Raw genomic sequence first — 25,197 nt, 5'->3', positions numbered from 1 at the left:
TGACCATGGCCTCCTATTACGTGGCGGTCTATTTCCCGGAGCTGGATGCTGGCCTCTGGGAGCAGGACGAGCAGGGCATGGCTCCGGTGGTGTTGGCGGATGGCCGACACCGTCTCCAGCAGCGCGGGCCCATGGCCATACACTGCGGGCTTGCGCCTGGGATGAGTCTGGCCAAGGCCAGGGCCCTCTGTCCCGCTCTGCGGCTGCGCCCTGAACGACCGCAGCGGCGGCTGGAGTTTTTGCGGGACTGGGCGCATTGGCTCTACGGCTGGGGACCGCAGGTGGCTATCCTCGAACCCTGGTCAACGGCCCTGGGTGTGGAAGTGGGCAGCAATCCCCGCTGGCGCGCGGGACGCCAGGCCTTTCTCGAGGCCCTGCGGGCACGCGCGGAAGGTGGCCCGCGCTGGCGCTGGGGAGCGGCGCCCACGGCTACGGGCGCTGTGCTGCTGGCCCTGGGAGCAGCGGACGGGGCCGGTTGGACGGTGAGCCGGCAGCAGTGGGCGCAGGTCTGGCCGCGTTTGCCCCTGAGCGCACTCCCTGCCGAAACCAGGGTCCAGGAGCTCTGGTACAGTCTGGGGTTGGGTACGCTTGGAGATCTGGCGGCCCTGGACGATGCGGCGCGTGCCCAGCGTTTTGGTCCCTACTGGGGAGAATTCCTGCAGATCGTGGCGGGCCTGCGTCCCGATCCACGCCCGTATTTTGCCTTCCCCGAAGTACCACGGCGGGAGCTTGAACTGGTGCAGCCGGCGGGGGATTGGCCGGCCTTGCGTTTCCCTTTGGCCCGGCTCTTTCGGGAACTCCAGAAGATGCTGACGCGGGCTGGACTTGGTGCGCGTCGTTGGCAACTGCGCCTGCAAGGCCGGGAGGGACGTTTCGAGGACTGTCTGGAAAGTCGGGAAATCCTCAGCGATCGCGAGCTCTTTCTGGAGCTCTGGCAGGGACGTCTGCAGCGCCGTCCCTGGACCTTTGCCGCCGAGACCATCGTGCTCGAGGCGCTGGATACCTGTCCCTGGCAGGGGCAACAACGGGATTTCTGGCGGGAGGATCTGGCCGAACGTCAGGAGCGGCTCCTGGAGCAGTGGCAGGCCCGTCTTGGTCCGGAGGCCGTGTACATCCTCAGCCCCTGGCCCGATCATCGGCCCGAACACGCCTACCGCCTGCTGCCCGCCCGCGGCCGCCCGCAGTCCTGGGAGGGTCCGGATCGCCGTCCTCTGTGGCTCTTGCCCGAACCCCGGGCTCTGGAAGACGGAGATGTCCGTCCCCACAGCGAGGTGGAGCGCATCCAGGGGGGGTGGTGGGACGGTGCGGATGTGGACCGCGACTATTTCCTGTGGCGTCGTGGCGATGGCGCGCGCTGCTGGGTCTTCCGTGATCGTCGCCGCGGTGGGGTTTTTCTGCATGGCTACTTTGCCTGAGACTGAGACCCATCCGGCCTACGTCGAACTGTGCTGTCAGAGCAACCTGAGTTTTCTTCAGGCTACTGCAACGGTGGAGGCGCTGGTGGAGCGCGCGGCGCAACTCGGCTACGCCGGCCTTGCCATTACCGAGGAGTGCAGCCTCATCAGTGCCCCTCGCGCGCACGTTGCGGCCCGGGAGGCGGGTCTGAAACTCATCTTGGGGAGCCGCTTTCGGCTGGTGGACGGCCAGGAGCTCGTGCTCCTGGTGCAGGATGCCCGCGGCTATGCCGCCTTGGCGCAGCTCATCGGCCTGGCGCGGGGACGGGCAGGCAAGGGCGATTATCGACTGGAGTGGGCGGATCTTTTTCCTTGCCCAGGGCTTTTGGCCATCCTTTTGCCGGACTGGGGACGAGCTGGGGAGCCGCCCGCGATCCTGGCCGAACTGTCTCGGCACTGGGGGAGGGAGCGTCTGCGCCTTGGCCTCGTCCTCCGTTATCGGGGGGACCACTCCCAGCGTCTGGCAGGGCTGCGCCGCTGGATGGAAGGGACGGGGATCCGCGGGCTGGCCTGCGGGGCGGTGACCATGGCCCGGCGTCGCGAGCGTTTTCTCCTGGATGTGCTCACCGCCATTCGTCTGGGCCGTCCCCTGAGCGAACTGGGTTGGGCGCTGGCAGCCAACGGTGAGGCGCATCTGCGTTCCCGCGCGCAACTGGATACCCTCTATCCTCAGAACCTTTTGGCGGAAACCTTGGCGGTGGCGGCATCCTGCACCTTTTCTCTGGACAGCCTGCGGTACCGCTACCCGCCCGGTACCTGCCCGTTGGAGCGCAGTCCCGAGGAGCATCTGCGCTTCCTGGCCAAAGCCGGGCTTGGGTTGCGCTATCCCGACGGCATTCCCGGAAAGGTGGCGAGGCAACTGGAGGAAGAGTTGCGCATCGTCCACGAACTGGGGTATGGCCCGTATTTTCTGACGGTGCACGAGATCGTCCAGTTTGCCAAAAGTCGGGGCATTCTGTGCCAGGGAAGGGGATCTGCGGCCAATTCGGTGCTCTGTTATGCCTTGGGCATCACGGAGGTGGATCCCACCCGTGGCAATCTGCTTTTTTCCCGTTTCCTGTCGCGGGAACGGGGAGAGCCGCCGGACATCGATGTGGATTTTGAGCACGAGCGCCGCGAGGAGGTCATCCAGTTTGTTTTTGCTCGATATGGCCGCCGCCACGCCGCCCTGACCGCCAGTGTGCGCCACTATCGCCCGCGCAGTGCCCTGCGCGATGCAGCCCGGGCCTTGGGCTTCAGCACTGCGGAGCAGGATGCCCTCGGGCGTGGTCTGGCCTGGTGGGATGGCCGCCGTCTGCGGCCAGAACGCCTGCGGGAAGCGGGTTTCGATCCCGAGAGCCCGGCGGTGCAGCGTCTGCTGGTGGTGGCCAATGCTCTGGTGGGGCTGCCGCGCCACCTCTCTCAGCACGTGGGTGGGATGGTGCTCAGCGCTGAGCCTTTGGATGCCTTGGTCCCCATCGAGCCCGCCCGCATGGCCGGCAGAACGGTCATCCAGTGGGACAAGAACGACCTCGACCTCCTGGGTATCCTGAAAGTGGATCTGCTCGCTCTGGGCATGCTCAGCGTGCTGCGCCGGGCCCTGGATGACCTAGGGTGCACCCTGGCCGATATTCCGCCGGAGGATCCGGCGGTCTATGCCATGCTCCAACGGGGGGAGAGTCTGGGGGTCTTTCAGGTGGAATCGCGTGCCCAGATGAGCATGTTGCCCCGCCTCAAACCCCGCTGTTTTTACGATCTGGTCATCGAGGTGGCCATCATCCGCCCAGGCCCCATCCAGGGGGGCATGGTGCATCCCTACCTGCGCCGGCGCGAAGGTCTGGAGCCGGTACACTATCCGGGCCCGGAGGTGCGCAAGGTTCTGGAGCGAACCCTGGGTGTGCCCATCTTTCAGGAGCAGGTGATGCAGATCGCCATGGAGGCGGCGGGTTTCGATGGCGACGCCGCCGACGGTCTGCGCCGCGCCATGGCCGCCTGGCGCCGGCACGGTAATCTTGGCCCCTACCAGGAGCGTCTGCGCGAGGGACTGCGGGCGCGCGGCTACGACGACACCTTCGCCCAGCAGCTCTGTCAACAGATTCAGGGTTTTGCCGAGTACGGCTTTCCCGAGTCCCACGCCGCGAGCTTCGCCCTCCTGGTCTATGCCTCGGCCTGGCTCAAATGCCACCACCCAGCCGTTTTCAGCGCGGCGCTGCTGAACAGCCAGCCCATGGGTTTTTACGCCCCCGCACAGATCGTGCGCGAGGCGCGCGAGCGCGGCGTGACGGTGCTGCCCCTGTCCATCCGCCACAGTGTCTGGGACAGCCGCGCCCATGGGCGCACGCTGCGCCTGGGCTTTCACCAGCTGCGTGGCTTGCCACGGGAGGTGGCGCAAAGGATCGTCGCCTGGCGCGAACAGGGTGGTGCCCTGGATCCGGTAGCTCTGGTGCAGGAACTGGGCTGCCCCCGCGCCGAGGTGGAGCGACTCGCCCGGGCAGGGGCCTGGGAGGAGGAGGGCCTGGACCGGCGCCAGAGCCTTTGGCAGGTTGCGGCGGTGCGTGCAGCGACGCCATTGCCCCTGGCTCCCGCTGCAGAACCAAAGATGGCACTGGCGGCAACGCCGGCGGCGACACGGTGTCGTATCGACTATGCCCAGTTGGGTCTGAGTCTCGGACCCCACCCTCTGCATTTCCTGCGACCGCACCTGCAGGCAGAGGGGTGTCGTCCCATCGCCGAGCTAGGGCGCGCTTTTGCTGGAGGGGCGAGACGTATCGCTGGCCTCGTCACTCATCGTCAGCGCCCGGCTACGGCCCACGGAACGGTATTCCTGACCCTGGAAGACGAAAGCGACCGGATCAACGTCATCGTCTGGCCTAGCCAAGTGGAGCCCTGGCGTCGGGCCATCCTGCAGGGACGGCTGCTGGTGGTGAGCGGTACCCTGGAGCGGGAAGGGCGGGTCCGCCACCTCATTGCCCATCGTCTGGAGGACTACAGCCACTGGTTGGGGAAACTGGCCACCTCATCCCGGGATTTTTGCTGATGGGGTCGTCGTCACCAGCGACCCAAACCCTGCGAAGTCGCCGAACATCGACTATCTAGAGCCGTGAACGGGTGATGAGGAGACTTTGTGGGCGCCGTAAACATCGAGGAAACCGATCCTCAGTACGGGGCGGCGCAAGCCTTGCACAACGCGTATCTGGCCTCCACCGACATTCTCCAGCGCGGTGTGGCGATGGTGCGCAAGAGTTTCGATGTGGCCGAGGTGGCACTGGCCCTGCGTGGCACCGACATCCTCCACCTGATCCGCAGCCCAGAGGCGGCCATCGCTCGCGATACGGTGGAGCATGTCTGCCGCTACAGCCTCTTGCACGGGCGCCCACACCACGCTGTGCCGGATGCCGCCGACAGCAGCGGCTTTCGCGCGGCTGGGGTTGGCTCCTTTGCCAGTGCGCCGGTGGTGGTGGATGGTGAGGTCGCGGCGGCCGTCCTGTGCGTCCTGGACACTCGTTCTCGTGCCTGGCAGGGTGACGAGCTCTCGCTCCTGGAGGATTATGCCCTGGAGTTTTCTGCCACCCTGCAGGCCCGGGTCGATGCCGAGCGCCTGCTAACGCAGCTGCGCGCGCGTGAGGTCGAACTCACGCGCGAGCGGGCGCTACTGCAAACGGTCATCGACAGCACGCCGAGCCTCATCGCTGCCATCGACGACGAGCAGCGCTTCATCCTGGTCAACAAGGCCTTTGCCCAGCTGTTGGGAAAGTCCCCCGAAGCGCTGTCTCGGGAAAATCTGCGCGCCGTGCTCCCCACCCCGGTGCTGGTGGCCTACGGTGCGCTTCAGGCGCAGATCCGCAGCACCGGCAAGCCTGCCCGCGAAAAGTTGGTGCTGCCCCTGGGAGAACGGCAGTGGCACCTGCTGACCACCATGGCGCCATTGCTGGGTCCGGATGGCCAGCGCGTCGGCTTCGTCGTCGTCGTCCAGGACATGACGGAGATCGATGCCTTGAACGCCGATCTCCATCGCCTCCAGGACATTCAGCGGCGCGGCGAGCGATTTGCGCGTCAGGGGGCCTGGTCCCTGAATCTCGCCAATGGTGAGATGACCATCAGCGAGGGTTTTGCCCGACTCCTGGGTCTGCCGCCAGAGACACGGTCGATACCTCAGTCGCAGCTGCGTCGGCGCATCGATCCTGCCTACCATGCGGCCATCGATGCCGCCCTGCAGCAGTCCTTGCGTGACGGTGGTGCCTTTCGTTTCGATTATCCCCTGGTCCGTCAGGGGAACGGGCCGCGTACCTGGCTGCGCGCTCGTGGGGATCTCGTCCACGACGACGACGGCAAGGTCGTGGCCATGGTGGGCATCACCCAGGATATAACAGCAGAGCTGGAAGCGCGCCAACTCCGGGAGAGTCAGGAAAAACTGCTCGCGGGACTCAATGAGACGGTGCAGTCCTTTCTGCGGGAGGTGGATTCCCGCATGGTCTGGGATCGGATGCTCGACCAGCTCTTGGCGATGACGGGCGCACGCTATGGATTTCTGGGGGAGGTGCTTTTTGGGATCAAGCCGGACCCCTGCCTGAAGATTCACGCGATCACCAATCTGTCCTGGAGTCCCGCGTCCGATGCCCTCTACGCCCAGGTGCTGGCTGGGGACATGCTCTTTTGCAATCCCGATAATCTCATCGGTGCCGTCATGCGTAGCCGTGCCCCGGTGATCGTTCCCGACATGCGCCATGAGCAGCGCTGCGGTGGCACTCCGCCAGGCCACCCGGAACTGCACAATTACCTGGGTATTCCGCTCTTTCAGGGGGAGGAGCTGGTGGGCGTGGTGGGTGTGGCGAACCGTGAGGAAGGCATCGACGAGTCCCTCTTGAACCTGCTGGAACCCTTCTTCAGTACCTGCGCCATCATGATCGTCACCCTGCGCCAGCGCGAGGCGCAGCGCCAGTATGAACAGCGTCTGGTGGAGAGCAAGGAGCAGGCGGAGCGTGCGAATCAGGCCAAGTCGCAATTTTTGTCGTCCATGTCCCACGAGCTGCGCACTCCCCTGAACTCCATTCTGGGCTTTGCCCAGCTCCTGTCTACCTCGCGCCGCGAGCCTCTCTCCCCGCGGCAACAAGGCTTCGTGGAGCACATTCGCGATGCCGGACAGCATTTGCTCAGCCTCATCAACGACGTGCTCAATCTGGCCCGAATCGAGGCGGGTGAACTGACCTTTTCGCCCGAGGTGTTGAGTCTGGCTGCCCTGCTGCGGGAGACCAGCGAGATGGTGGCGGACCTTGCGCGTGAGCGGGACGTGCAGTTGTTGGAGACCTTGGGCGATGATCCCTTGTGGGTCTGTGTCGATCTGACCCGCACGCGCCAGATCCTGCTCAATCTGCTGAGCAATGCCATCAAGTACAATCGTCCCGGCGGTCGCGTTCTGATCCGCAGCCTGGCGCCGATACCGGAGCGCGCAGAGCGGCCCGTGTGTCTGGGTATAGCCATCAGCGATACGGGCATCGGCATTCCGGCGGACCGGCAGCACCGTCTTTTTCGGCCCTTTGAACGTTTGGGCCAGGAAAATGGTCCGATCGAAGGTACGGGCATCGGCCTCATGATTACCAAGGAGCTGGTGGAACGCATGGGTGGTGAAATCCGGTTTGAAAGTCGCGAAGGCGAAGGTACGACCTTTTTCGTCTTTCTGCCGGCGCATCGAGCCGAGGCGGGGACGTCGCCGAAGAATGACGCCCGTTCTCCGCTGGCGGATGCTGCTACCGCTGCCCCTGCGTCGGGCCCGCGCCGTCGCCTCGTGCTCTACGTGGAAGACAACCCAGCCAACGCCGCCCTCATGGAGGAAATCGTCGCGGAGCGGGACGATCTACGGCTTTTGCGAGCCACGGATGGCGAGCGCGGTCTGGAGCTCGCGCTTTTGCACCAGCCCGATCTCATCCTCATGGATCTCAATCTGCCGGGTATCTCGGGGCAGCAGGTGGCAGCACGCCTCAAGAAATGGTCGGAGACGGCGGCCATCCCCATTCTTGCCCTTTCCGCCGACGCTACCCTGCCGGCACGCCAGCAGGCGGAGGAAAGCGGCCTTTTTCAGGGTTACCTGACCAAACCCATCGATCTGGCGCAGGTTCATGCCGTTTTTGACGGGCTTCAGCTCGCTTCGGACGATGTTCGTCCGGACCTCTCGGGGCAGTCATGAGCGAATTGGACGACCTCGAGCCGAAAGCTTTGCCCGAAGCAATGGCCGAGGCTCGGATTCTCGTGGTGGACGATAATCCCTCCAATCTTGCGGTACTGGCCGAACTCCTGGCGGAGGCAGGATTCCGCTCCGTGGATGTCGAATCCTCACCAGAGAAAGCCGTGGAACGCTGGCTCGCTCACCCCTACGACCTCTTGCTGCTGGACATGCGGATGCCCGGACTGGATGGTCTAGAGGTCATGGCCCGGCTGCGAACGCAGATAGCCGATGGGGATTACTTGCCTTGCATCGTGCTGACGGCACAGACAGACCCGGAGACCCGGGCCGCCGCCCTGGACGCCGGCGCTCTGGATTTCATTCTCAAACCCTTCGACCTGGACGAAGCCCTCAAGCGCATTCGCAATGCCCTGCAGACCCGTCTGCTGCATCGCCAGGCGCGACAGCGGCTCGATGCCTACGGACAGACCATCAGCGCTCAACAGCAGGCACTGGCCGCTCGCGAGCACGACATCGCCTACCTCGCCAGTCACGACAGCATCACTGGACTCCTCAACCGCCATGGTCTGTGTCGTGGACTGGAAAGCCTCACCCGGGAAGGTCACAAGGCCCTGGTTTTTCTCCTCATCGAGTTGAGCGATGCCGACCAGTTGATTTTGCTGGAGGGTACGCAATCGGTGGATTACCTGCTGCGGGAAGCGGGCACACGGCTGGCGTCGCTGGTGGGTGAGCGGGGCGGACTCTGTGGCGTCTGGCGCGGGCAAACGTTTCTTGCAGTCTTTCCACAGACGGCGGACCTCGAACTCGAGGTGGACCGAATTTTCGATACTATCTTCGCGCCTTTGCCCTTCCACGGATCCCACGTCGTTCTGCACGGACGCGGCGGCTATGCGCTGGTGACCGACGAGGGCAGTGGAATCGACATCCAGCAGAGCAATGCCGCCTTGCGCGCCGCTGGACTTGCCCTGGCCTCGGCGCATCGCCTGAGTAACCGGGCCCTGCTCTACGACGCGCGCATGGCCGAGCGTTTTGCGCGAAGGCACCGAATCGAAAGGGCCATGCAGGAAGCCTTGCAAACGCAGGCGGAGCAGTTCCAACTGGCATACCAGCCCAAGGTCGATATCCACGGTCACCGTGTCGTTGGCTGTGAGGCACTACTGCGTTGGCATCACCCGACCCTGGGCACCATCAGTCCCGCAGAATTCATCCCCATCGCCGAGGATACCGGGGCCATTGAAATCCTGGGACTGCTGGTCATGGACCGGGTGTTCGCGTTTCTTTCCAGGCGGCTGCAGCACGGGCCCTGGACCTTGCCCATCGCCATAAATGTCTCGGCGCGCCAGTTTGAGCTCATGCGCGCCCGCGGCATGAGTCTGGTGAATGCCATCGAGACCCGGAGGGCGCATTACCGTATCCCCAGGGGACTCATTGAGCTCGAAATCACCGAATCGAGCCTGCTGACGGATTTCGACTGGCTGGTGACGCAACTGGAGCAGTTACGCGACAATGCTATCGGCGTGGCTCTGGACGATTTTGGCACGGGGTATTCCTCCCTGTCCTATTTGCGCAATCTTCCCATCAATACCCTGAAAATCGATCGATCCTTCGTCGATGGTGCAGCGCGCGATTCCCGTCAGGCCTTTCTCCTTTCGAATATCCTCCATCTGGCCAGGGATCTGAAGTTTGTCAGTGTCGCTGAGGGGGTCGAAACGCTAGGCGATCTCGATCTCTTGCGCGATTTGTCTTGTGCCATCGCCCAGGGATATTATTTTTCGCGCCCGCTATCGGAGCCGGATCTTCTGGCTTGGCTCGCGGCATTTCCTCCTAAATCTTGATGGTCGTACGCGCGCCGGTGCGCGCGAGCACGGTATCGTCTACACGATTTTACAAAGATTTTACCTATTTTTTATGTAATTTTTACAGATCCATTAACGTTCTGTATTTGCGAAATAAAAACAGGTATCCCGTTGTGCTTTGCAGAATCGTGAGGTTGACGGCAAGGCCATATCGTGTCATTCTTAAAAGCCCTTCATAGAATAAGGATATCTTGTGGCAAAGCTCAAGAATTATCTTCGTCGAGAAGGTACTCTGCAAGGTTTGATTCTTGCCTGTGTGGGAGCCTCCATTGGTTCTGGTTGGTTGTTCGGGCCGCTCTATACGGCACAAATTGCCGGACCCTATGCCGTGGGTTCCTGGATCATCGGCGCCGTGGCCATCCTGTTGCTTGCCCTGGTGTTTGCCGAGCTCGGACCGCTCATTCCCAAGGCAGGCGCGGTCATCCATCTGGCCGGTGTGGGTAATGGGCCCATCGTCGGCAATATGTGGAGCTGGATTCTTTTCCTGTCCTACGCCACCATTGCACCCATCGAAGTGACTGCGCTGCTGACCTATGCCAACAATTATCTGCCGATTTTTCTGCAGCCGCATACGGCATTGCTCAGTACGCGGGGATTTCTCATTGCCCTGGTCTTTTTGGGGCTGTTCATCGGCATCAACTTTCTGGTGGTGCGCTGGGTGCTGCGCATCAATAACGGCGCGACCTGGTGGAAGATCGTGGTACCGCTGCTGACCGTCGGTATCCTGGTCAGCTTGGCCTGGCACCCAGGCAACTTCCAGATTCAGCAAGGCCATGGTGGTGCCGATCTTCAGGGGATGTTCGTGGCGGTGGCAACAGGCGGGGTCATTTTCAGCCTCCTGGGTTTTCGTCATGCCATCGATCTGGCCGGGGAGAGCAAGAATCCCAGCCGCGACATTCCCTTGGCGACCATCGGCTCGGTGCTCATCGTTGCCCTGATTTATCTGGCTCTGCAGGTGGCCTTCATCGGCGCCGTGCATCCCTCGGATCTGGCACAGGGTGGCTGGTCCAATCTCCAGTTCAAGGGCATCAACGGGCCCTTTGCGGCCCTGGCGGCGGCGGTTGGGGCAACGTGGTTGTCGGTGCTGCTCTACGTCGACGCCTTCGTGTCGCCGGCGGGGACGGCCCTCATCTACACGGCGACAGCTTCCCGGGTGACCCTCGCCACGGCCGAATCTGGTGCGGCACCCCAGTGGGTGAGTAAGGTCAATCGCTTCGGCGTTCCTTGGACGAGCCTGCTGCTGCTCTATGCCGTGGGTGCCGTCTTTTTTCTGCCTTTTCCTTCCTGGCAGAAGATGGTGGGTTATATCGCTTCCATGACGGTCCTGTCCTACGTCATCGGTCCCATCGCCATTCTCCAACTGCGCAAGGCCATGCCCAATCTGGAGCGACCCTTTCGCTTGCCGCTGGCGCCCGTGATCGCTCCTCTGGCCTTCGTCGCCGGTAGCTGGATCGTCTTTTGGTCGGGTCTGCATACGCTCAATTTCATCTTCGGGACGCTTTTTGTCCTACTCATCGTCTATGCGCTCTGGGGCTGGCTAAGCAAGACCAAGCTGCGGGAGATGGGTTGGGAATATATGTGGTGGATCATTCCCTACTTCCTGATGCTCTGGGGGGCTGCGTGGATTGGTCCCAAGTCTCTGCAAGGCATCGGTTTGCTGGGTTTCTTCCCCGATATGGGGATTGTGGCGCTGTTGAGCCTGATCATCTTCTATTGGGCCCTGCGTAGTGCCGTATCCGATCGCACCATACGGTTGTACATGCGCAATCTCGGTAGCCAAGGTGTCGGCGCGCCATGAGGCAGCGCCAGCACGAGGCAGTGCCGACGCCACGGGCGGACGTGCAGGCCCAGGCCCAGCGCTGGGTGGTCAAGATCGGCAGCAGTCTGCTGACCAACGATGGCACCGGTCTGGATCTCGCCTGGATTGCGCGCTGGATGGAGCAGATCCGCCACCTGCACCGCGCAGGGAAGGAGGTGGTGCTAGTGTCCTCCGGCGCGGTGAGTGCCGGGACGGCCCTGCTGGGGTGGAGTCAGCGACCCGGCGATCTCGCTTCCCGGCAAGCGGCAGCCAGCGTTGGGCAATCCGCTCTTATCCACCACTACGAAAAGATCCTGCAGCAGGTGGCTCGCCCTGAAGATCCGCCGCTGCACTGCGGTCAGGTGCTCCTTACCCACGACGAGCTGCGCAACCGCAAGCGCTATCTCAACGCCCGCAACATTCTCAGGGTGCTCCTGGATCGTAACGTACTGCCGGTGGTCAACGAGAACGACGCCATTTCCTACCGACCCATCCAACTGGGCGACAACGATACCCTGGCGGCCATGGTCTGCAATCTTCTGGATGCCGACCTTCTGGTGCTGCTGACGGATCAGGATGGTCTCTTCAGCGCCGATCCGCGCAGAGATCCCGATGCGTGCTTTCTGGCAGAGGTGACGGCTGGCGACCCGCGCCTCGAGGCCATCGCCGGAGGCGGTGGCTCAGGCGTTGGAACGGGAGGCATGCTGGCCAAGGTAAAAGCGGCAGCCCGCGCAGCGCGATCGGGTACTGCGACGGTGATCGCCCACGGTCGCCACCCCGATATCCTCCCCGAACTGGTTGAGGGAAAAGCCATCGGTACCTTCTTCCGGGTACGGCGACCGGTACTGAAGGCGCGTAAACGCTGGCTCTCGGATCACCTGCGCGTGCCCGGCAGCCTGATTCTGGATGACGGTGCCGTGCGCGCCCTCCGGGAGAAGGGGCGAAGTCTGCTGAGCGTCGGCGTGCTGCGGGTGGAGGGGGAATTTCATCGCGGCGATTTGGTCGCCTGTCGTGCCCAGGATGGACGCGAGATCGCCCGCGGTCTCATCGATCTGGATGCCAGCGTCATGCGCCGCATCCTGGGTCATAGCCGCGCGGAACTGGAGCAGGACCCCACCATCGCCGACAGCGTCGTCATCCACCGCGACAACCTCGTTCTGGCGGACCCGACGGGCGATTGGACGCCCAGACAGAGCAGCCGCCAGCCGCCAGTTTCCGTTCCGAACCCGGGACAGGAGCCTCAGGAAGGGGGCGCGACGGAGTAGGGATTGGTGCCGCGTTCGCCAACTTCGGTCACCAGATGCACATCCTGCTGCGGGTGCGCCAGGCGAATACCGTTGCGGTGCAAGGCTTCCACCGCCATGGCCCGGAGCTCCGTCTGGGTCAGGAAACTGCGATTGCAGTCGGAGATGTAGACGCGCAGATAAAACACCAGGGCGCTGGGGCTGACGTCCAAGAGCAGGGCGGTGGGCGGCAGGCCCCGGGGATCATCTTCCTGCAGAACCTCAGGATGCTTGCGACCGACCTCCTCCAGAATCTGGCGTACCCTGTCGATATCGGCGTCGTGGTCGATCTGCAGCGGAATCATCAAGCGCAACACGCTGTTGGAATACATCCAGTTGGTGACCTGACCGGATATGAGTTCGGAATTGGGGACGAAGACCTCGGTGCGGTCGAAGGTGAGGATCAGGGTATAGCGGATGCTCAAGCGTTGCACCGTTCCTTCGGTGTTACCCACCTTGACCCAGTCGCCGACGCGGATGGGACGTTCCAGGAGCAGGATGAGGCCCGAGACGAAATTGTTGACGATGTTCTGCAGGCCGAAACCGATGCCGACGGAAAGGGCACCGGCGATAATGGCGAGATTGTGCAGGGCTACGCCCGCCGTGGAAAGGGCAACGAGTATGGCCAGCAAAAAGCCGAGATAACGGAGGATGGCCAATACCGAATGGCGGGAACCCACGTCCATGTGGCGGAACAGACGCGACCGGTTGGATAACTGTCGCTGCAACCAATTATTGATATTGAAAAGCAGGATGAGCAGAGCGAGGGCTATGAGCCAGCGGAAGGGCTCCACATGCATTCCCCCGACGGTGTACCCCTGCACGAAGTAATGCCAGACCAGGGCCAGACCACTGTGACTGAGGCCCCAGCCAAAGAGGGTCGCTATCAGGGCACCCAGCCAGATGGCCACAAACAACAGAGCCTTGATCCAGGTCACCCAGGGAATGATTTCGGCAGGACTGAAACCCAGGCGCCGGCGCAAAAAGTCGCCGATGACGCCAGAGTCGTCGTTTTCGCTCTCGGATAGATCCTCGACGATCCAGGTGAGGATGAGGGCCAGCAGGAGACTGACCACGGACACGCTGAGACCGAAGAACAGAAAGTCTGCCAGATTGACGTAGCCCAGAAGATCCAGGGCGACCGTCGCCAGGATCGACAGAACGAGGAGCAACTGCGACAGAACGTGCCGGCGAAAAAAAGTGAAGCGCCGCGCTCGCCACAGCAGCCAGAGCAGGGCAACGGCCACGAGGAGATGAAATACCGTGAGCAGGGCCACATTGTCGAGAACGGCCCGGCTTGCCTGCCGATCCAGCAGCTCGTAGAGGCCAATGAAGCTCGCCAGGGTCAGGACGAAGCGCAGTGGTCGCCAGAGCACGCGCAGCAGAACGGCCTCCCGCTGCGCCCGCGTCGGCAGGCCCTGCAGGTGGCGCAGCAGTGCCTTGAACGCCCAGGTGAGCACGATGAAACTCGTCCAGACGCCCGCGAGCAGGACCATCAAGGGATAGAACACGCCCAAGGACCAAGCCAGAAGGCCGAGTCCAAAAGGCGCGACCAAGGGATAGAGATGACGTTGCTGACGGCGACTGCGCCGGCGCAGCAGGGCAGACACGATATACAAGGCGAGGCCGACGCCCAGGGCGCCCTGGACGGGGCTCTGCTCCAGGATCGGCTTACCGTCGTGATACAGCCAAAAATCCCGCTCTTGGTCCCAGACCTTGGCCGGCAGAGCCCGCAATCCTTGCCACTGTCCAAAGATGTCGGCGCCGCGCTGGAAGAGGTAGCGCGTGCGCAGCGCCAGTTCCTTTTTGTGGATGCTGTTGAGAATGTCGTTGCCACCGACATAGAGCACCTTGCAGGCTGCCTGCCGGCCGCTGGCGCGACGTTGCTGCCGCAGGAGGCTGTCTCGCAGCTGGGTCAGGCTCTTGGGCTCTCCCGCCACAAAGGGACCGACCACCTTGAGGCCTTTGTCGATGTTGTCCAGATCCGCAGTCTCTTCCTGGATGCAGACATTGGCCTGATGGATGATTCCCTGCACCTCGTTGCGCCAGGGCCCCAACTGCCGTGGATCGGTGGAGTGCGCCAGAGACTCGTGAATGCGTTTGAGCTCCAGGCTGTCGCTGGTGAATTGGGCGTTCTCAGCGTAGACCGCAGTGATACCCACCCACAGGAGCAGGGCGATCCAGGCAAGGCCGATGCCGATTCGTACTCCCCTTGCGTTCACAGCCCTCTCCCACAACCTGCGCCTGCCTCCGCAGCGAGAGCCGGTGGCGGCACTCCTGCCCCTGCTGGAACCGGACCTAATTCGCCAGCACCTTGCGTGCCTTGCGCGTGAGCAAGGGCACCGCCGCCCGCTGCAGCAAGCGCGGCAGATCCATGGGCTTCAGCAGCATCTTTACCGCCATTTCAAAGGGGTAGTAACGCTGGATCCAGTTGCCCATGCGCCGGCGATAGGCATCGAAATCGGCGCGGCTGAAGGTCTGACCGCGGTTGTGGGTCTCGTAGGCCGCCTTGATGGCCAGAAAGCCGTCTTCCTGATCCACCTCCGCTATGCGGCGCAGGAGCTCGCGCAACAGACGCCAGCGCGAAAGGCGCTCGTGCTGCTGGTACTCGCGAAAATAGCGGTAGAAATACTTATAGTGGTGCACCTCATCGGCGCGAATGCGGGCTGCCAGATCGCGCAGTACGGGCTCGGGACTGGCGGCCTGAATCATCCCGTAGAAGCTCGAGGTACCCGTCTCCACCACGCAGCGGGCGGCCATCTCCAGGGCTTTGGTCGGCCCCAGAAGACCATCGGCACAGAGGGGGCGATAGGCGCGCTCGAAGGCCGCATAGGCCGCCTCCCAGTCAAAATCTGGCCAGACGGCCAGAACGTAGGCACGCAGAGCACGTCCATGCTGCAGTTCTTCGGGTTCCCACTCCCGGCCAAGCCAGTGCTGCGCCGAGGGATTATCGTCGTAGTAGGCGACCAGGTTATGGGCGTACAGATCTGCCAAGGATTCGACAAAGGAGGCACCGGCGAGCAGGTAGAACCAGTCCTGGTCCTGCACGATGCGTTCCTTCTGAATGTGGTCGAAGGAAATATCCTGCAGTGACCAACGCGGTTGCGGTGTTGCAGGGGTCATATAGTCTCCTGTATGTGAGGGGTTTTCAATGACCGGAGTAAACGACATCGCGGTGACTGAGTCCGGCTTCACGGAAGGCTTCTCGCCTCCGGATGCATTGTGGACAACGGCCACACTGCGCCTCATATCCCACGATACAACTGTACGACATTTCCCAAGGGACGCCCAAGTCCTGACCAAGGCGGATCACCGCCGCCTTGCGGTACTGGGCGAGTGGCAAGGCGAGGTACAGACCCGAGGAACTCAGGGTGGCAGCCAATGCCGACAGGAAGGCACGGTTGGCATTGCGATCCGTCCGTCCGTCGTCGGCGGTGGTACCAAGGACGACGGTATTGCGCCCGAGGCTCTCGGCAACGTTGGCCGCCGCCGCCACCGCCAGTAGGTTGCGGTGGGGCGTCGGCACGTGGTAGCGCTGGGGGCGGAGCCTGCCCACGGCGTCACCAAAGTCCCGTAGATCAAAGCGCTCCCGCTCCAGCCGCAGGTTTCGGGCGAGATTCTGCACCCGTTTCCACTCCTCGGCGGCGGCGCGCTGGCCGTAATCCAGGAAGAACAGGTACAGCCCGGAATCGGTCCCGAAGGCGTGGGTCAGGGTAAAGCTCTCGACGCCGCCGCTACAGAGGAGGAGCGAGCGCTCCGGTTGCGGCAATGGCGGTCGTGGCGCGGCAATGGCCCTATGTTCTATCATGCCCCCACCGGTTTGGGCGGTCCGCCCCCGAGGGAGGAATGAGATCGTGGCACCCTGCACGCAGCTGCATCCGGTGAACCCGCAAAGCCGCCTGATCGCCCAGGCAGGGGATGCCTTGCGCCGCGGTGCATTGCTGATCTACCCCACGGACAGCTGTTATGCCCTTGGCTGCTGTCTGTGGGCCAAGGATGCGCAGGATCGCCTGCGCCACATCCGGCAATTGGATATCCAGCACGACCTTTCCCTCCTTTTTGCGGATCTGTCGCAGCTGAGCGAGTATCTCAAACTGGACGATCGTGTCTATCGTTTGCTGCGGGGCCTATTGCCCGGCCCGTATACCGTGATTCTTCCGGCCACACACGACGTCCCGCGTCGGCTCGCCGATGGCAAGCGGCGCAGTATCGGTGCGCGTATCCCCGATTCTGCCATCTGCCGGGCACTCCTGACGGAGCTCGGCGAACCGCTCATGAGTTCGACCCTGCACCTGCCCGGCGATGACCTGCCTCTGCACGACCCCGAAGTCATCTGCGCGCGCATGGAAAAACGGGTGGATGGTATCCTGCTGGGCGGCGAAGGCTCGACGGTCTGCTCGACGGTGGTGGATTGCACGGTCTGGCCACCGCAGGTCCTCCGCGAGGGCCTGGGCGATGGTGGCGCCTTGCGCGCGGCCCTCGGGCTATAGGTGGCGCTTCTTTGGACTGATATACTCGGATCATGAACGATATCGACGGTTTCATCCGGGGTCTCGCCATCTGGGCCATTCCCGTACTATTCGCCATCACCGTTCATGAGGTGGCGCATGGCTGGGTCGCCTGGAAGCGCGGGGATCCCACGGCCATGCTCATGGGCCGCCTGACTCTCAATCCCCTCAAGCATGTGGATCCCTTCGGGACCATCCTTTTGCCGGGCATGCTGCTCCTGCTGCACTCGCCCTTCCTGTTCGGCTATGCCAAACCGGTACCGGTGAATTTTGCCGGTCTGCGCGATCCCAAACGGGACATGGTGCTGGTGGCGCTGGCGGGACCTCTGGCCAATGTGCTCATGGCCTTCATCTGGACCTTTGTCCTCTGGCTGGGTGCACACCTGCCTGGGCCCTTGGCCTACCTTTCGGAACCCATGCAGCTCATGGGACAGGCGGGCATCCTCATCAACGTGGTCCTTTTCCTTTTCAACCTCATACCCATTCCGCCCCTGGACGGCGGACGGGTGGCTGTCGGTCTGCTGCCTGCGGGGCCGAGTATGGCCTTGAGCCGGGTCGAGCCCTACGGATTCCTCATCCTCATCGTCCTGCTCTTCACGGGTGTCCTGTGGACGGTATTGGGGCCGGCCTTCGTCGTCGTGCGCGGACTGTTCTTGCACCTCGGAGGCATGCCGTGAGTCCCGTGGTGGTCTCGGGCATGCGTCCGACGGGGCGCCTGCACCTTGGTCATTACCACGGTGTCTTGAAAAATTGGTTGCGCCTGCAAAACAGCGCGGAGTGCTATTTTTTTGTGGCGGATTGGCACGCCCTGACCACCCACTATGAGACCCCAGGAGGTATTGCCGAGGCCAGCTGGGATCTGCTCACGGAGTGGTTGGCAGTGGGCATCGACCCGGAGCGCGCGACCCTGTTCCTGCAATCCTGGGTACCGCAGCACGCGGAGCTTGCGCTACTTCTGGGCATGCTCACACCGTTGTCGTGGCTGGAGCGTGTCCCTACCTTCAAGGATCAACAGGAAAAACTGCGCGAGCGGGATCTGGCCACCTATGGCTTCCTGGGGTATCCCCTGCTGATGACCGCCGACATCCTGCTCTACGGGGCCGAGGAGGTGCCCGTGGGAGCGGACCAGGTGGCGCATCTGGAAATCAGTCGGGAGCTGGCGCGGCGTTTCAATTTTCTGTACGGACGCGAGGCCGATGCACCGGCGCGCGTAGCGGACGCCGAAAAGCGCATGGGCAAGGCCTGGACGCGTGCTTATCGCGATCTGGTCCAACGCTATCGGACGGCGGGCGATGTGCAGGCCGTCGAAGAGGCGCAAGCGCTGCTGGCCGAGGCCTGCAGTCTGTCGGCCGACGATCGGGCTCTGCTGTTGCGTGAACTGCAGGGTCGGGGACGGGAGATACTGGTGGAACCGCGTGCACTGCTCACGGAAGCGGCGCGCATGCCGGGCCTGGATGGCCAGAAAATGAGTAAATCCTACGGTAATACCATAGCCCTGCGCGAGGATCCCGACAGTGTGCGCCAGAAACTGCGTACCATGCCCACGGACCCTGCCAGGGTGCGCCGTCAAGACCCAGGGGACCCCGACAAGTGCCCGGTGTTTGCCCTGCACCAGGTCTACTCCGATGCCCAGAGGCGGGAGTGGGTCGTGGCGGGTTGCCGCAGCGCCGGCATTGGTTGTCTGGAGTGCAAGAGTCCCCTCATCGACAGCGTTCTGGAAGAGTTGGCACCCATCCGCGAACGGGCGGAGTTTTGGGCGGCGCGGCCTGCGGAATTACGCGATCTGGCCAAGCAGGGCGCCGTCCGGGCACGCCAGCGAGCCGAGGGGACCCTGGACCGCGTGCGTGCCGCCATGGGGCTGGTCTTGGGCGATGAGCATCCCCGCTAGTGCCGTGGCCACCGTCGATCAGCGCGTCGAGGTGGAAATCCCCGAGGGTCTCTACATCCCGCCCGATGCCCTGGAACTCATCCTCGATCGCTTCGCCGGCCCTCTGGATCTGCTGCTCTGGCTCATCCGCCGCAATCGCATGGACATCCGCGACATCCCGGTGGCAGAGGTCACCCGACAATACCTCGCCTATCTGGAAGAGGCGCAACGGCGCAACCTGCCCCTCGCAGCGGACTATCTGCTCATGGCGGCCTGGCTTGTGGAGATCAAGGCCCGCCTTCTTCTGCCGGCTCTGCCTTCGAGCACGCAAGCCGAGGACCTGGACCCACGGGAAGAGCTGGCGCAACGCTTGCAGTCCCTGGCGCAGATCCAGGCGGAAGCCCGCGCCCTGACCGATCTTCCCCAGGAAGGCCGGGATTTCTGGCTGGCGCAGAATCTCGACGTGGCGGATCTGCCGCCACCCATACCCATCCTCAGTCTGGAGCAGCTCTGCCGCTGCTGGGCGGATCTGCAGACCCGTGGAGCCACGCGGGCAGGGCGGACCGAGCTCGCTGCTGCGACGCCACGCCCCCCGCGCTGGAGCCTGCGCCAGCGCATGTTGGAAGTGCTGCAGCGCTGTCGATCGGCCTTGCGACCGCTGACCTTGGCCGAGCTGCTCCCGGATGGTGCCGCAGACCCCATGGTGGTAGGCCTATCGCTGCTTGCCGTCCTGGAATTGTTGCGCCAACGTGCGCTGCGTCTCCTCTGGGATACCGGCGACGAAGCGGGCGCCTGGATGGTGAGTGGGGTGGAGTGAGTCGGTGACGAAGGTCTCGCAGGAAGGCGTACTGGCCCTTTTGCTGGCCAGCGAAGGTGGACTCGCGCACGCCCAGCTGGCGGAGGTGTTTGCCGAGAATGCGGCCGACGGGCTTGACGAAGCCCTGGTGAGCCTCGCGAGGGAGGGTTTCGGCCCGCTGGAACTGGTGCAGACGGGCGGGCGTTACCGCCTGCAAATCCGTTCCCGCTACAACCCCCTGCTCATCCGCCTGCGGCAGACCGAGGCACGCCCACTTTCCCGTGCGGCCATGGAAACTCTGGCGGTCATTGCCTATCACCAACCCATTACCCGCCCGGAGATGGAGCAGTGGCGCGGTGTCAGTATCGGTGCACCCATCCTGCAGCAACTGCAGGAGGTGGACTGGATCACCGTGGTCGGACACCGCGACAGCCCCGGTCGTCCGGCGCTGTGGGCGACTACGAATCGATTCCTGCGCCATTTTGGTCTGAATACGCTGGACGATTTACCCAGGGTCGCGCCGGATTTTCTGCCTGCGGATAACCTCAGTAACTCATAAAATAAGATAATGTTGTTGGAACAATAATCTGATTTGACGCTGTGTACACTCTCGGCGATAGTTGCGCTGGGAAGTGGGTGAGCCTGGCACTGGCGCGGGAGAGCAGGGTGGCTTGCCGACCCAAGACCGATACGATCGACGCTTTGAGGAGCATGACATGGCACACGTGGTGATTCTGGGGGCGGGAACTGGCGGCATGCCGGCGGCCTATGAGATGAAGGATGCTTTGGGCAAGGATCATGAGGTGACCCTGATCAGTGCCAACGATTATTTCCAGTTCGTTCCTTCCAACCCCTGGCTGGGTGTGGGCTGGTCCAAGCGCGAAGATATCACTTTTCCGATCCGCCCCTACGTGGAGCGCAAGGGTATCCACTTCATTCCGCAGCGCGCTGAGAAGATCGATGCGGAAAAGCAGGAAATCCAGCTGGCAGACGGCAGCAGCGTCCATTACGACTATCTGCTGATCGCCACCGGTCCCAAGCTCGCCTTCGAGAACGTTCCGGGTTCCGATCCGCACGAGGGTCCCGTGCAGTCGGTCTGTACCGCCGACCACGCCGAAATGGCCTACGGCAAGTACCAGGAGCTTTTGGACAATCCCGGCCCCATCGTCATCGGTGCCATGCCCGGCGCCAGCTGTTTCGGACCGGCCTACGAGTATGCGATGATCGTCGCGTCCGACCTCAAGAAGCGTGGCATGCGCGACAAGATTCCCTCCTTCTCCTTCGTGACCAGCGAGCCGTACATCGGCCATCTGGGCATCCAGGGCGTTGGCGACTCTCGCGGCATCCTGACGCGCGGCCTGGAAGAAGAGGGCATCACGGCGTACACCAACTGCAAGGTAACCAAGGTCGAAAACGGCCAGATGTACATCACCCAGGTCAACGATCAGGGCGAGACGGTCAAGGAGTTCACCCTGCCCGTCAAGTTCGGCATGATGATCCCGGCCTTCAAGGGCGTACCGGCCGTGGCGGGTGTGGAAGGTCTGTGCAACCCGGGTGGTTTCGTGCTGGTGGACGAGAATCAGCGCAGCAAGAAGTATCCCAACATCTACGCGGCCGGCATCGCCATTGCCATCCCGCCCGTGGAGCAGACTCCAGTACCCACCGGGGCGCCCAAGACCGGCTACATGATCGAGTCCATGGTCTCGGCGGCAGTGCACAACATCAAGGCGGATATGGAGGGGCGCAAGGGCGAGCGCACCATGGGCACCTGGAACGCCGTGTGCTTTGCCGACATGGGTGACCGCGGTGCCGCCTTCGTTGCTCTGCCCCAGCTCAAACCCCGCAAGGTGGATGTCTTTGCTTACGGACGCTGGGTGCATCTGGCCAAGGTGGCCTTCGAGAAGTACTTCATCCGCAAGATGAAGATGGGTGTGTCCGAGCCTTTCTACGAAAAGGTGCTGTTCAAGATGATGGGCATCACCCGTCTCAAGGAAGAACCGATGGAGCAGCGCAAGGCCTCCTGAGGAGGCACTGGTCGCTATACCCTCGGGCAGCACTCGGGCCTCGCCTCGCGGCGGGGCCTTCAGCTTTTTAGGAGCGATGGGTGGACGAAAAACTGCAAAAGGTCCTGGCGCGCCACGGTCTGGGCTCACGGCGGCAGATGGAAGCGTGGATTCGCGCCGGGCGGGTGCAGATCAACGATCGCCCGGCGACCATCGGTGACCGCGTCACCAGCCGGGATCGTCTCTCCGTGGACGGTAAACCCCTGCGGGTGCCGTCTTGGGTACGGCCGCGCCTGCGCGTCCTGCGCTACCATAAGCCCGCGGGGGAGCTGGCCACGCGGCAGGACCCCGAAGGTCGTCCGACGGTATTCGATCGTCTGCCGCGCCTGCGAGGAAGCCGCTGGGTAGCGGTGGGTCGGCTGGATCTCAACACCGAGGGGCTGCTGCTCTTTACCAACGATGGCGACCTGGCCAATGCCCTCATGCACCCACGGGCGGAACTCGAGCGGGTCTATGCCGTGCGTGTCCTCGGCAGCCTGAGCGATGAGCAGAAGGCAGCGCTTTTGGCGGGGGTAGAACTGGAGGATGGCCCTGCGCGTTTCTTGGCCATCGAGGAGGCCGGCGGCGAGGGGAGCAACCGCTGGTATCACGTGAGCCTTGCCGAGGGGCGCAATCGCGAGGTCCGGCGACTGTTGGCGGCCGTCCATCTCAGTGTCAGCCGCTTGATTCGCATCCGTTACGGCCCCATCGACATGCCCCGACATCTGAAGCTGGGCTACTTTGAAGAATTGAGCGATGCGGAGCGCAGCGTTCTGCTGGACGCCGTCCAATGGTCGGATCCCCAGGCGACTGCAGCAGCAGAGCATGGGCCAGAGGATCGCAGGCCCAACAGATCACGCCAGCATCGGCACGGACTGCGCACCGAACTTCAGCGGGGCAAGGGAGGGCCTCGTTCCGGGCATGCCTGAGGATTGGCGGGAGCTCCTCGCGCGGCTCCAGCAGGCCTTTGGTCCGCAGCATTGGTGGCCTGCGGATAGCCCCTTTGAGGTCATGGTGGGCGCCATCCTCACCCAGAATACCAGCTGGACCCAGGTGGAAAAGGCCATCGCTGGCTTGCGCAAGGCCCAGCTCCTGGATGGAAAGGCTTTGCTGCACACGCCGCCCGAGGTGCTGGAGCCCCTGCTCCGCTGTACCGGTTATTATCGCCTCAAGACCCGTCGCCTCCTTGCCCTCTGCGCCTTTCTGCAGCGTGAAGGCTGCCTCGGGCGGCCCGAGCACCTCGGCGCTCGGGACGATCTCACCACCCTGCGCCGCAAACTCCTGGGTGTCTACGGCGTGGGCGAGGAGACGGCCGATTCCATCCTGCTGTATGCCCTGCAACGCCCCATAAGCGTGGTGGATGCCTACACCAAGCGTCTGGCCCAACGTCTGGGTTGGGCAGACGCCCGCGTGTCCTACGCCGCTTTGCAAAGTCGTATGGAAGCGCAGTTGCGTCGTAACGACGTCCGTGGGCGCCAAGAGCTGCACGCCCTCATCGTCGTACACGGTAAAACCTACTGCCGCAGTCGTCCCGTCTGCGCGGACTGTCCACTGCTTCGGGATTGTCGTCACGGTAGCGTGGTGACCAGCGGGGCGCATCATCGTGCGGGCGACCGGGTAGGATCGCCAGAGCACTGAAATGAGAGCGCATGGCGCAGGTCTTTGGCTAGACTGAAAGCAGGCGTTCGGGGAGATTCCAGATGAGTCGTGAAGTCATCGTCGTTGGCGCGGGAATTGTCGGGGTCAGTACCGCCCTGCAGCTACAGCTGCGCGGATGGCAGGTATTGTTGCTGGACCGCCAGGGTGCTGGCGAGCGCACCTCTTTTGGCAACGCCGGTCTCATCCAGCGCGAGGCGGTGTTCCCTCACGCTTTTCCCCGCGCCCTCGGGACCATCCTGCACTATGCGAGCAACCGGGCGACGGAAGTGCGTTACCAGAGCAGCATGCTGCCGCGATTGGGCTTTCCCTTCTGGAAGTACTGGTGGAATTCGCAGCCCGAGCGCCATCGCCAGATTGCCCGCCACTACGCGGCGCTCATCGGCCACTGTCTGGAGGATCATCTGGCCGTGGCGGCCTTGGCCGGGGCCACTCACCTGTTCCGTCCCGGCGGCTATCTTCAGGTGCACAGACATCGCCACAGCCTGGAAGCCGAGCTCGAGGCGGCACGCTACAAAGAGGAACACTTTGGTGTGGAGTACACCGTTCTGGACGATGCCGGACTGCAGGCCCGCGTACCGGGTTTGCAAGCGGGGCTGGCGGGCGGAATCCACTGGCAGCAGCCCTTGGCGGTAATTGATCCCCATGCCTTGACCTTGGCCTATCTGGATTATTTTCTGGCCCAGGGCGGCGAATTCCGTACTTTTGCCGCCACAGCGCTGGAAGCGGAAGGCCAGGGCTGGTGTTTGCTCGGCGCGCGGGAGCGTCTGACGGCAGCCCATGTGATATTGACCCTGGGCGCCTGGACGCCCGACCTCACCCAGGGTCTGGGCTGGCATCCGAGCGTTTTCGTCAAGCGCGGTTATCACATGCATTACGCACCGACGGCGCCTGCCGAGCCCGCCATGGCCTTGCTGGATGCCGATGCCGGTTATGTCCTGGCGCCCATGCGCCAGGGGCTGCGCCTGACCACGGGCGCCGAGTTCGCACCCAGGGATGCGCCAGCGTCCCCCATTGCCCTGGATCGCGCCGAGACGGCGGCAAGACGACTCTATCCCGCCCTGGGAGCGCGCCTGGACCCGGCACCCTGGCTCGGACAAAGGCCCTGCACCGCCGACATGCTGCCCATCGTCGGGCCTTTCCCCAAGGGTAGCGGGCTCTGGCTCAATTTTGGACACTGCCACCAGGGACTCACCCTCGGCCCAACGACGGGTCGCCTGTTGGCTCAGCTCATGGGAGGTGAGGCGCCCTTCACCGATCCCACGCCCTACGCGCCAGCGCGTTTTTCGCGTTGACCCGACGGCTCGGCGCCGTCGCTGGCGGTTGCACAGATCCTTAGTAGCCGGGCTGATGCCGGGTGAAGCTGGCCGGGCCCAGCTGCTGCAGCAGGGCGGCATTGTCCCAGCCGGGAGCGCGATGCTCCACGAGCACGTCGGTACTGATGCCGCCGCGCACGTACCAGCGTCCCAACAGCCGCAGATAGCGAGGGGACAGGAGGCGGATGAGGTCGTCGGCAATGCGATTGGTCATGGCCTCGTGAAATCCGCCCTCATCGCGAAAGCTCCACAGATAGACTTTCAGCGCCTTGAGTTCGACACAGCGTTCGTCGGGAATGTAGTCCAACAGGAAGTGGGCGAAATCCGGCTGACCCGTCAGCGGGCAGAGACAGGTGAACTCCGGCAGATCCATGTGAATGAGAAAATCCCGCCCGGGGTGGGGATTGGCAAAATGCTGTAGCTCGCGACTCGGTTGACTGGGCACGGACTTCTCCTCAATATGC

Annotated in this window: 19 protein-coding genes; 15 read left to right on the top strand and 4 right to left on the bottom strand. The window is 63.3% G+C overall.

Annotated elements, in window-relative coordinates; translation table 11 throughout:
- Nucleotides 1-5: 5 nt before the first annotated feature.
- From ACAty_RS07255 to proB, 6 genes are all read left to right on the top strand, one after another.
- Nucleotides 6-1,415 carry a DNA polymerase Y subunit UmuC family protein gene (locus ACAty_RS07255; protein ID WP_038472742.1) on the top strand — a complete coding sequence of 470 codons (1,410 nt, stop codon included), beginning with the start codon at nt 6-8 and terminating at the stop codon, nt 1,413-1,415.
- Nucleotides 1,399-4,470, top strand: coding sequence for an error-prone DNA polymerase (locus tag ACAty_RS07250; RefSeq protein WP_081254404.1), 3,072 nt, complete (start codon nt 1,399-1,401; stop codon nt 4,468-4,470). The genes ACAty_RS07255 and ACAty_RS07250 overlap by 17 nt, the downstream gene beginning before the upstream one ends.
- Nucleotides 4,471-4,557: 87 nt before the next feature.
- Nucleotides 4,558-7,614, top strand: coding sequence for an ATP-binding protein (locus ACAty_RS07245; protein WP_004872332.1), 3,057 nt, complete (start codon nt 4,558-4,560; stop codon nt 7,612-7,614).
- Nucleotides 7,611-9,446, top strand: coding sequence for a putative bifunctional diguanylate cyclase/phosphodiesterase (locus ACAty_RS07240; RefSeq protein WP_004872331.1), 1,836 nt, complete (start codon nt 7,611-7,613; stop codon nt 9,444-9,446). Before ACAty_RS07245 ends, ACAty_RS07240 begins: the two co-directional genes overlap by 4 nt.
- Nucleotides 9,447-9,660: 214 nt before the next feature.
- The gene (locus tag ACAty_RS07235) at nt 9,661-11,265 is read left to right on the top strand and encodes an APC family permease (RefSeq protein WP_004872329.1); all 1,605 of its coding nucleotides are present in this window, start codon (nt 9,661-9,663) and stop codon (nt 11,263-11,265) included.
- Nucleotides 11,262-12,530 (top strand): glutamate 5-kinase, encoded by a 1,269-nt coding sequence (proB, locus tag ACAty_RS07230; protein WP_004872328.1) that lies wholly within the window; start codon nt 11,262-11,264, stop codon nt 12,528-12,530. The genes ACAty_RS07235 and proB overlap by 4 nt, the downstream gene beginning before the upstream one ends.
- Here proB and ACAty_RS07225 read toward each other — a convergent pair.
- The 3 genes from ACAty_RS07225 to ACAty_RS07215 form a co-directional block, all read right to left on the bottom strand.
- Nucleotides 12,506-14,770, bottom strand: coding sequence for a mechanosensitive ion channel family protein (locus tag ACAty_RS07225; RefSeq protein WP_004872327.1), 2,265 nt, complete (start codon nt 14,768-14,770; stop codon nt 12,506-12,508). The genes proB and ACAty_RS07225 overlap by 25 nt on opposite strands.
- A gap of 76 nt (nt 14,771-14,846) precedes the next feature.
- Nucleotides 14,847-15,671 (bottom strand): ferritin-like domain-containing protein, encoded by an 825-nt coding sequence (locus ACAty_RS07220; protein WP_004872326.1) that lies wholly within the window; start codon nt 15,669-15,671, stop codon nt 14,847-14,849.
- A gap of 25 nt (nt 15,672-15,696) precedes the next feature.
- Nucleotides 15,697-16,356, bottom strand: a complete 660-nt coding sequence (locus ACAty_RS07215; protein ID WP_014003007.1) for a 7-cyano-7-deazaguanine synthase — start codon at nt 16,354-16,356, stop codon at nt 15,697-15,699.
- A gap of 46 nt (nt 16,357-16,402) precedes the next feature.
- Here ACAty_RS07215 and ACAty_RS07210 point away from each other — a divergent pair, with 46 nt between their 5' ends.
- The 9 genes from ACAty_RS07210 (at nt 16,403) to ACAty_RS07170 (ending at nt 24,712) form a co-directional block, all read left to right on the top strand.
- Nucleotides 16,403-17,038, top strand: a complete 636-nt coding sequence (locus ACAty_RS07210) for an L-threonylcarbamoyladenylate synthase (RefSeq protein ID WP_004872324.1) — start codon at nt 16,403-16,405, stop codon at nt 17,036-17,038.
- Nucleotides 17,039-17,070: 32 nt separating this feature from the next.
- Nucleotides 17,071-17,733 carry a site-2 protease family protein gene (locus ACAty_RS07205; protein ID WP_004872323.1) on the top strand — a complete coding sequence of 221 codons (663 nt, stop codon included), beginning with the start codon at nt 17,071-17,073 and terminating at the stop codon, nt 17,731-17,733.
- Nucleotides 17,730-18,944 (top strand): tryptophan--tRNA ligase, encoded by a 1,215-nt coding sequence (locus tag ACAty_RS07200; RefSeq protein ID WP_004872322.1) that lies wholly within the window; start codon nt 17,730-17,732, stop codon nt 18,942-18,944. Before ACAty_RS07205 ends, ACAty_RS07200 begins: the two co-directional genes overlap by 4 nt.
- Nucleotides 18,928-19,740: a segregation and condensation protein A gene (locus ACAty_RS07195; protein WP_004872321.1), complete on the top strand. Its 813-nt coding sequence runs from the start codon at nt 18,928-18,930 to the stop codon at nt 19,738-19,740. The genes ACAty_RS07200 and ACAty_RS07195 overlap by 17 nt, the downstream gene beginning before the upstream one ends.
- Before the next feature lie 4 nt (nt 19,741-19,744).
- A complete protein-coding gene (gene scpB / locus ACAty_RS07190; protein ID WP_004872320.1) occupies nt 19,745-20,278 on the top strand; it encodes an SMC-Scp complex subunit ScpB in 534 nt (177 codons plus the stop codon).
- 157 nt (nt 20,279-20,435) lie between these two features.
- The gene (locus tag ACAty_RS07185; protein WP_004872318.1) at nt 20,436-21,743 is read left to right on the top strand and encodes an NAD(P)/FAD-dependent oxidoreductase; all 1,308 of its coding nucleotides are present in this window, start codon (nt 20,436-20,438) and stop codon (nt 21,741-21,743) included.
- An 80-nt stretch (nt 21,744-21,823) separates the two neighbouring features.
- A complete protein-coding gene (rluB, locus tag ACAty_RS07180; protein WP_004872317.1) occupies nt 21,824-22,690 on the top strand; it encodes a 23S rRNA pseudouridine(2605) synthase RluB in 867 nt (288 codons plus the stop codon).
- Entirely contained in the window at nt 22,683-23,399 is a 717-nt protein-coding gene (locus tag ACAty_RS07175; protein ID WP_004872315.1) for an endonuclease III domain-containing protein, read from the top strand. The genes rluB and ACAty_RS07175 overlap by 8 nt, the downstream gene beginning before the upstream one ends.
- A 62-nt stretch (nt 23,400-23,461) precedes the next feature.
- A complete protein-coding gene (locus tag ACAty_RS07170; protein WP_004872312.1) occupies nt 23,462-24,712 on the top strand; it encodes an NAD(P)/FAD-dependent oxidoreductase in 1,251 nt (416 codons plus the stop codon).
- A gap of 40 nt (nt 24,713-24,752) precedes the next feature.
- Here ACAty_RS07170 and queF read toward each other — a convergent pair whose 3' ends face one another.
- Nucleotides 24,753-25,178 carry a preQ(1) synthase gene (gene queF / locus ACAty_RS07165; protein ID WP_004872311.1) on the bottom strand — a complete coding sequence of 142 codons (426 nt, stop codon included), beginning with the start codon at nt 25,176-25,178 and terminating at the stop codon, nt 24,753-24,755.
- Between the last annotated feature and the right edge of the window lie 19 nt (nt 25,179-25,197).

It is taken from the genome of Acidithiobacillus caldus ATCC 51756 (assembly GCF_000175575.2).
Taxonomy (GTDB): domain Bacteria; phylum Pseudomonadota; class Gammaproteobacteria; order Acidithiobacillales; family Acidithiobacillaceae; genus Acidithiobacillus_A; species Acidithiobacillus_A caldus.
This window is presented reverse-complemented; position numbering and strand designations above follow the sequence as displayed.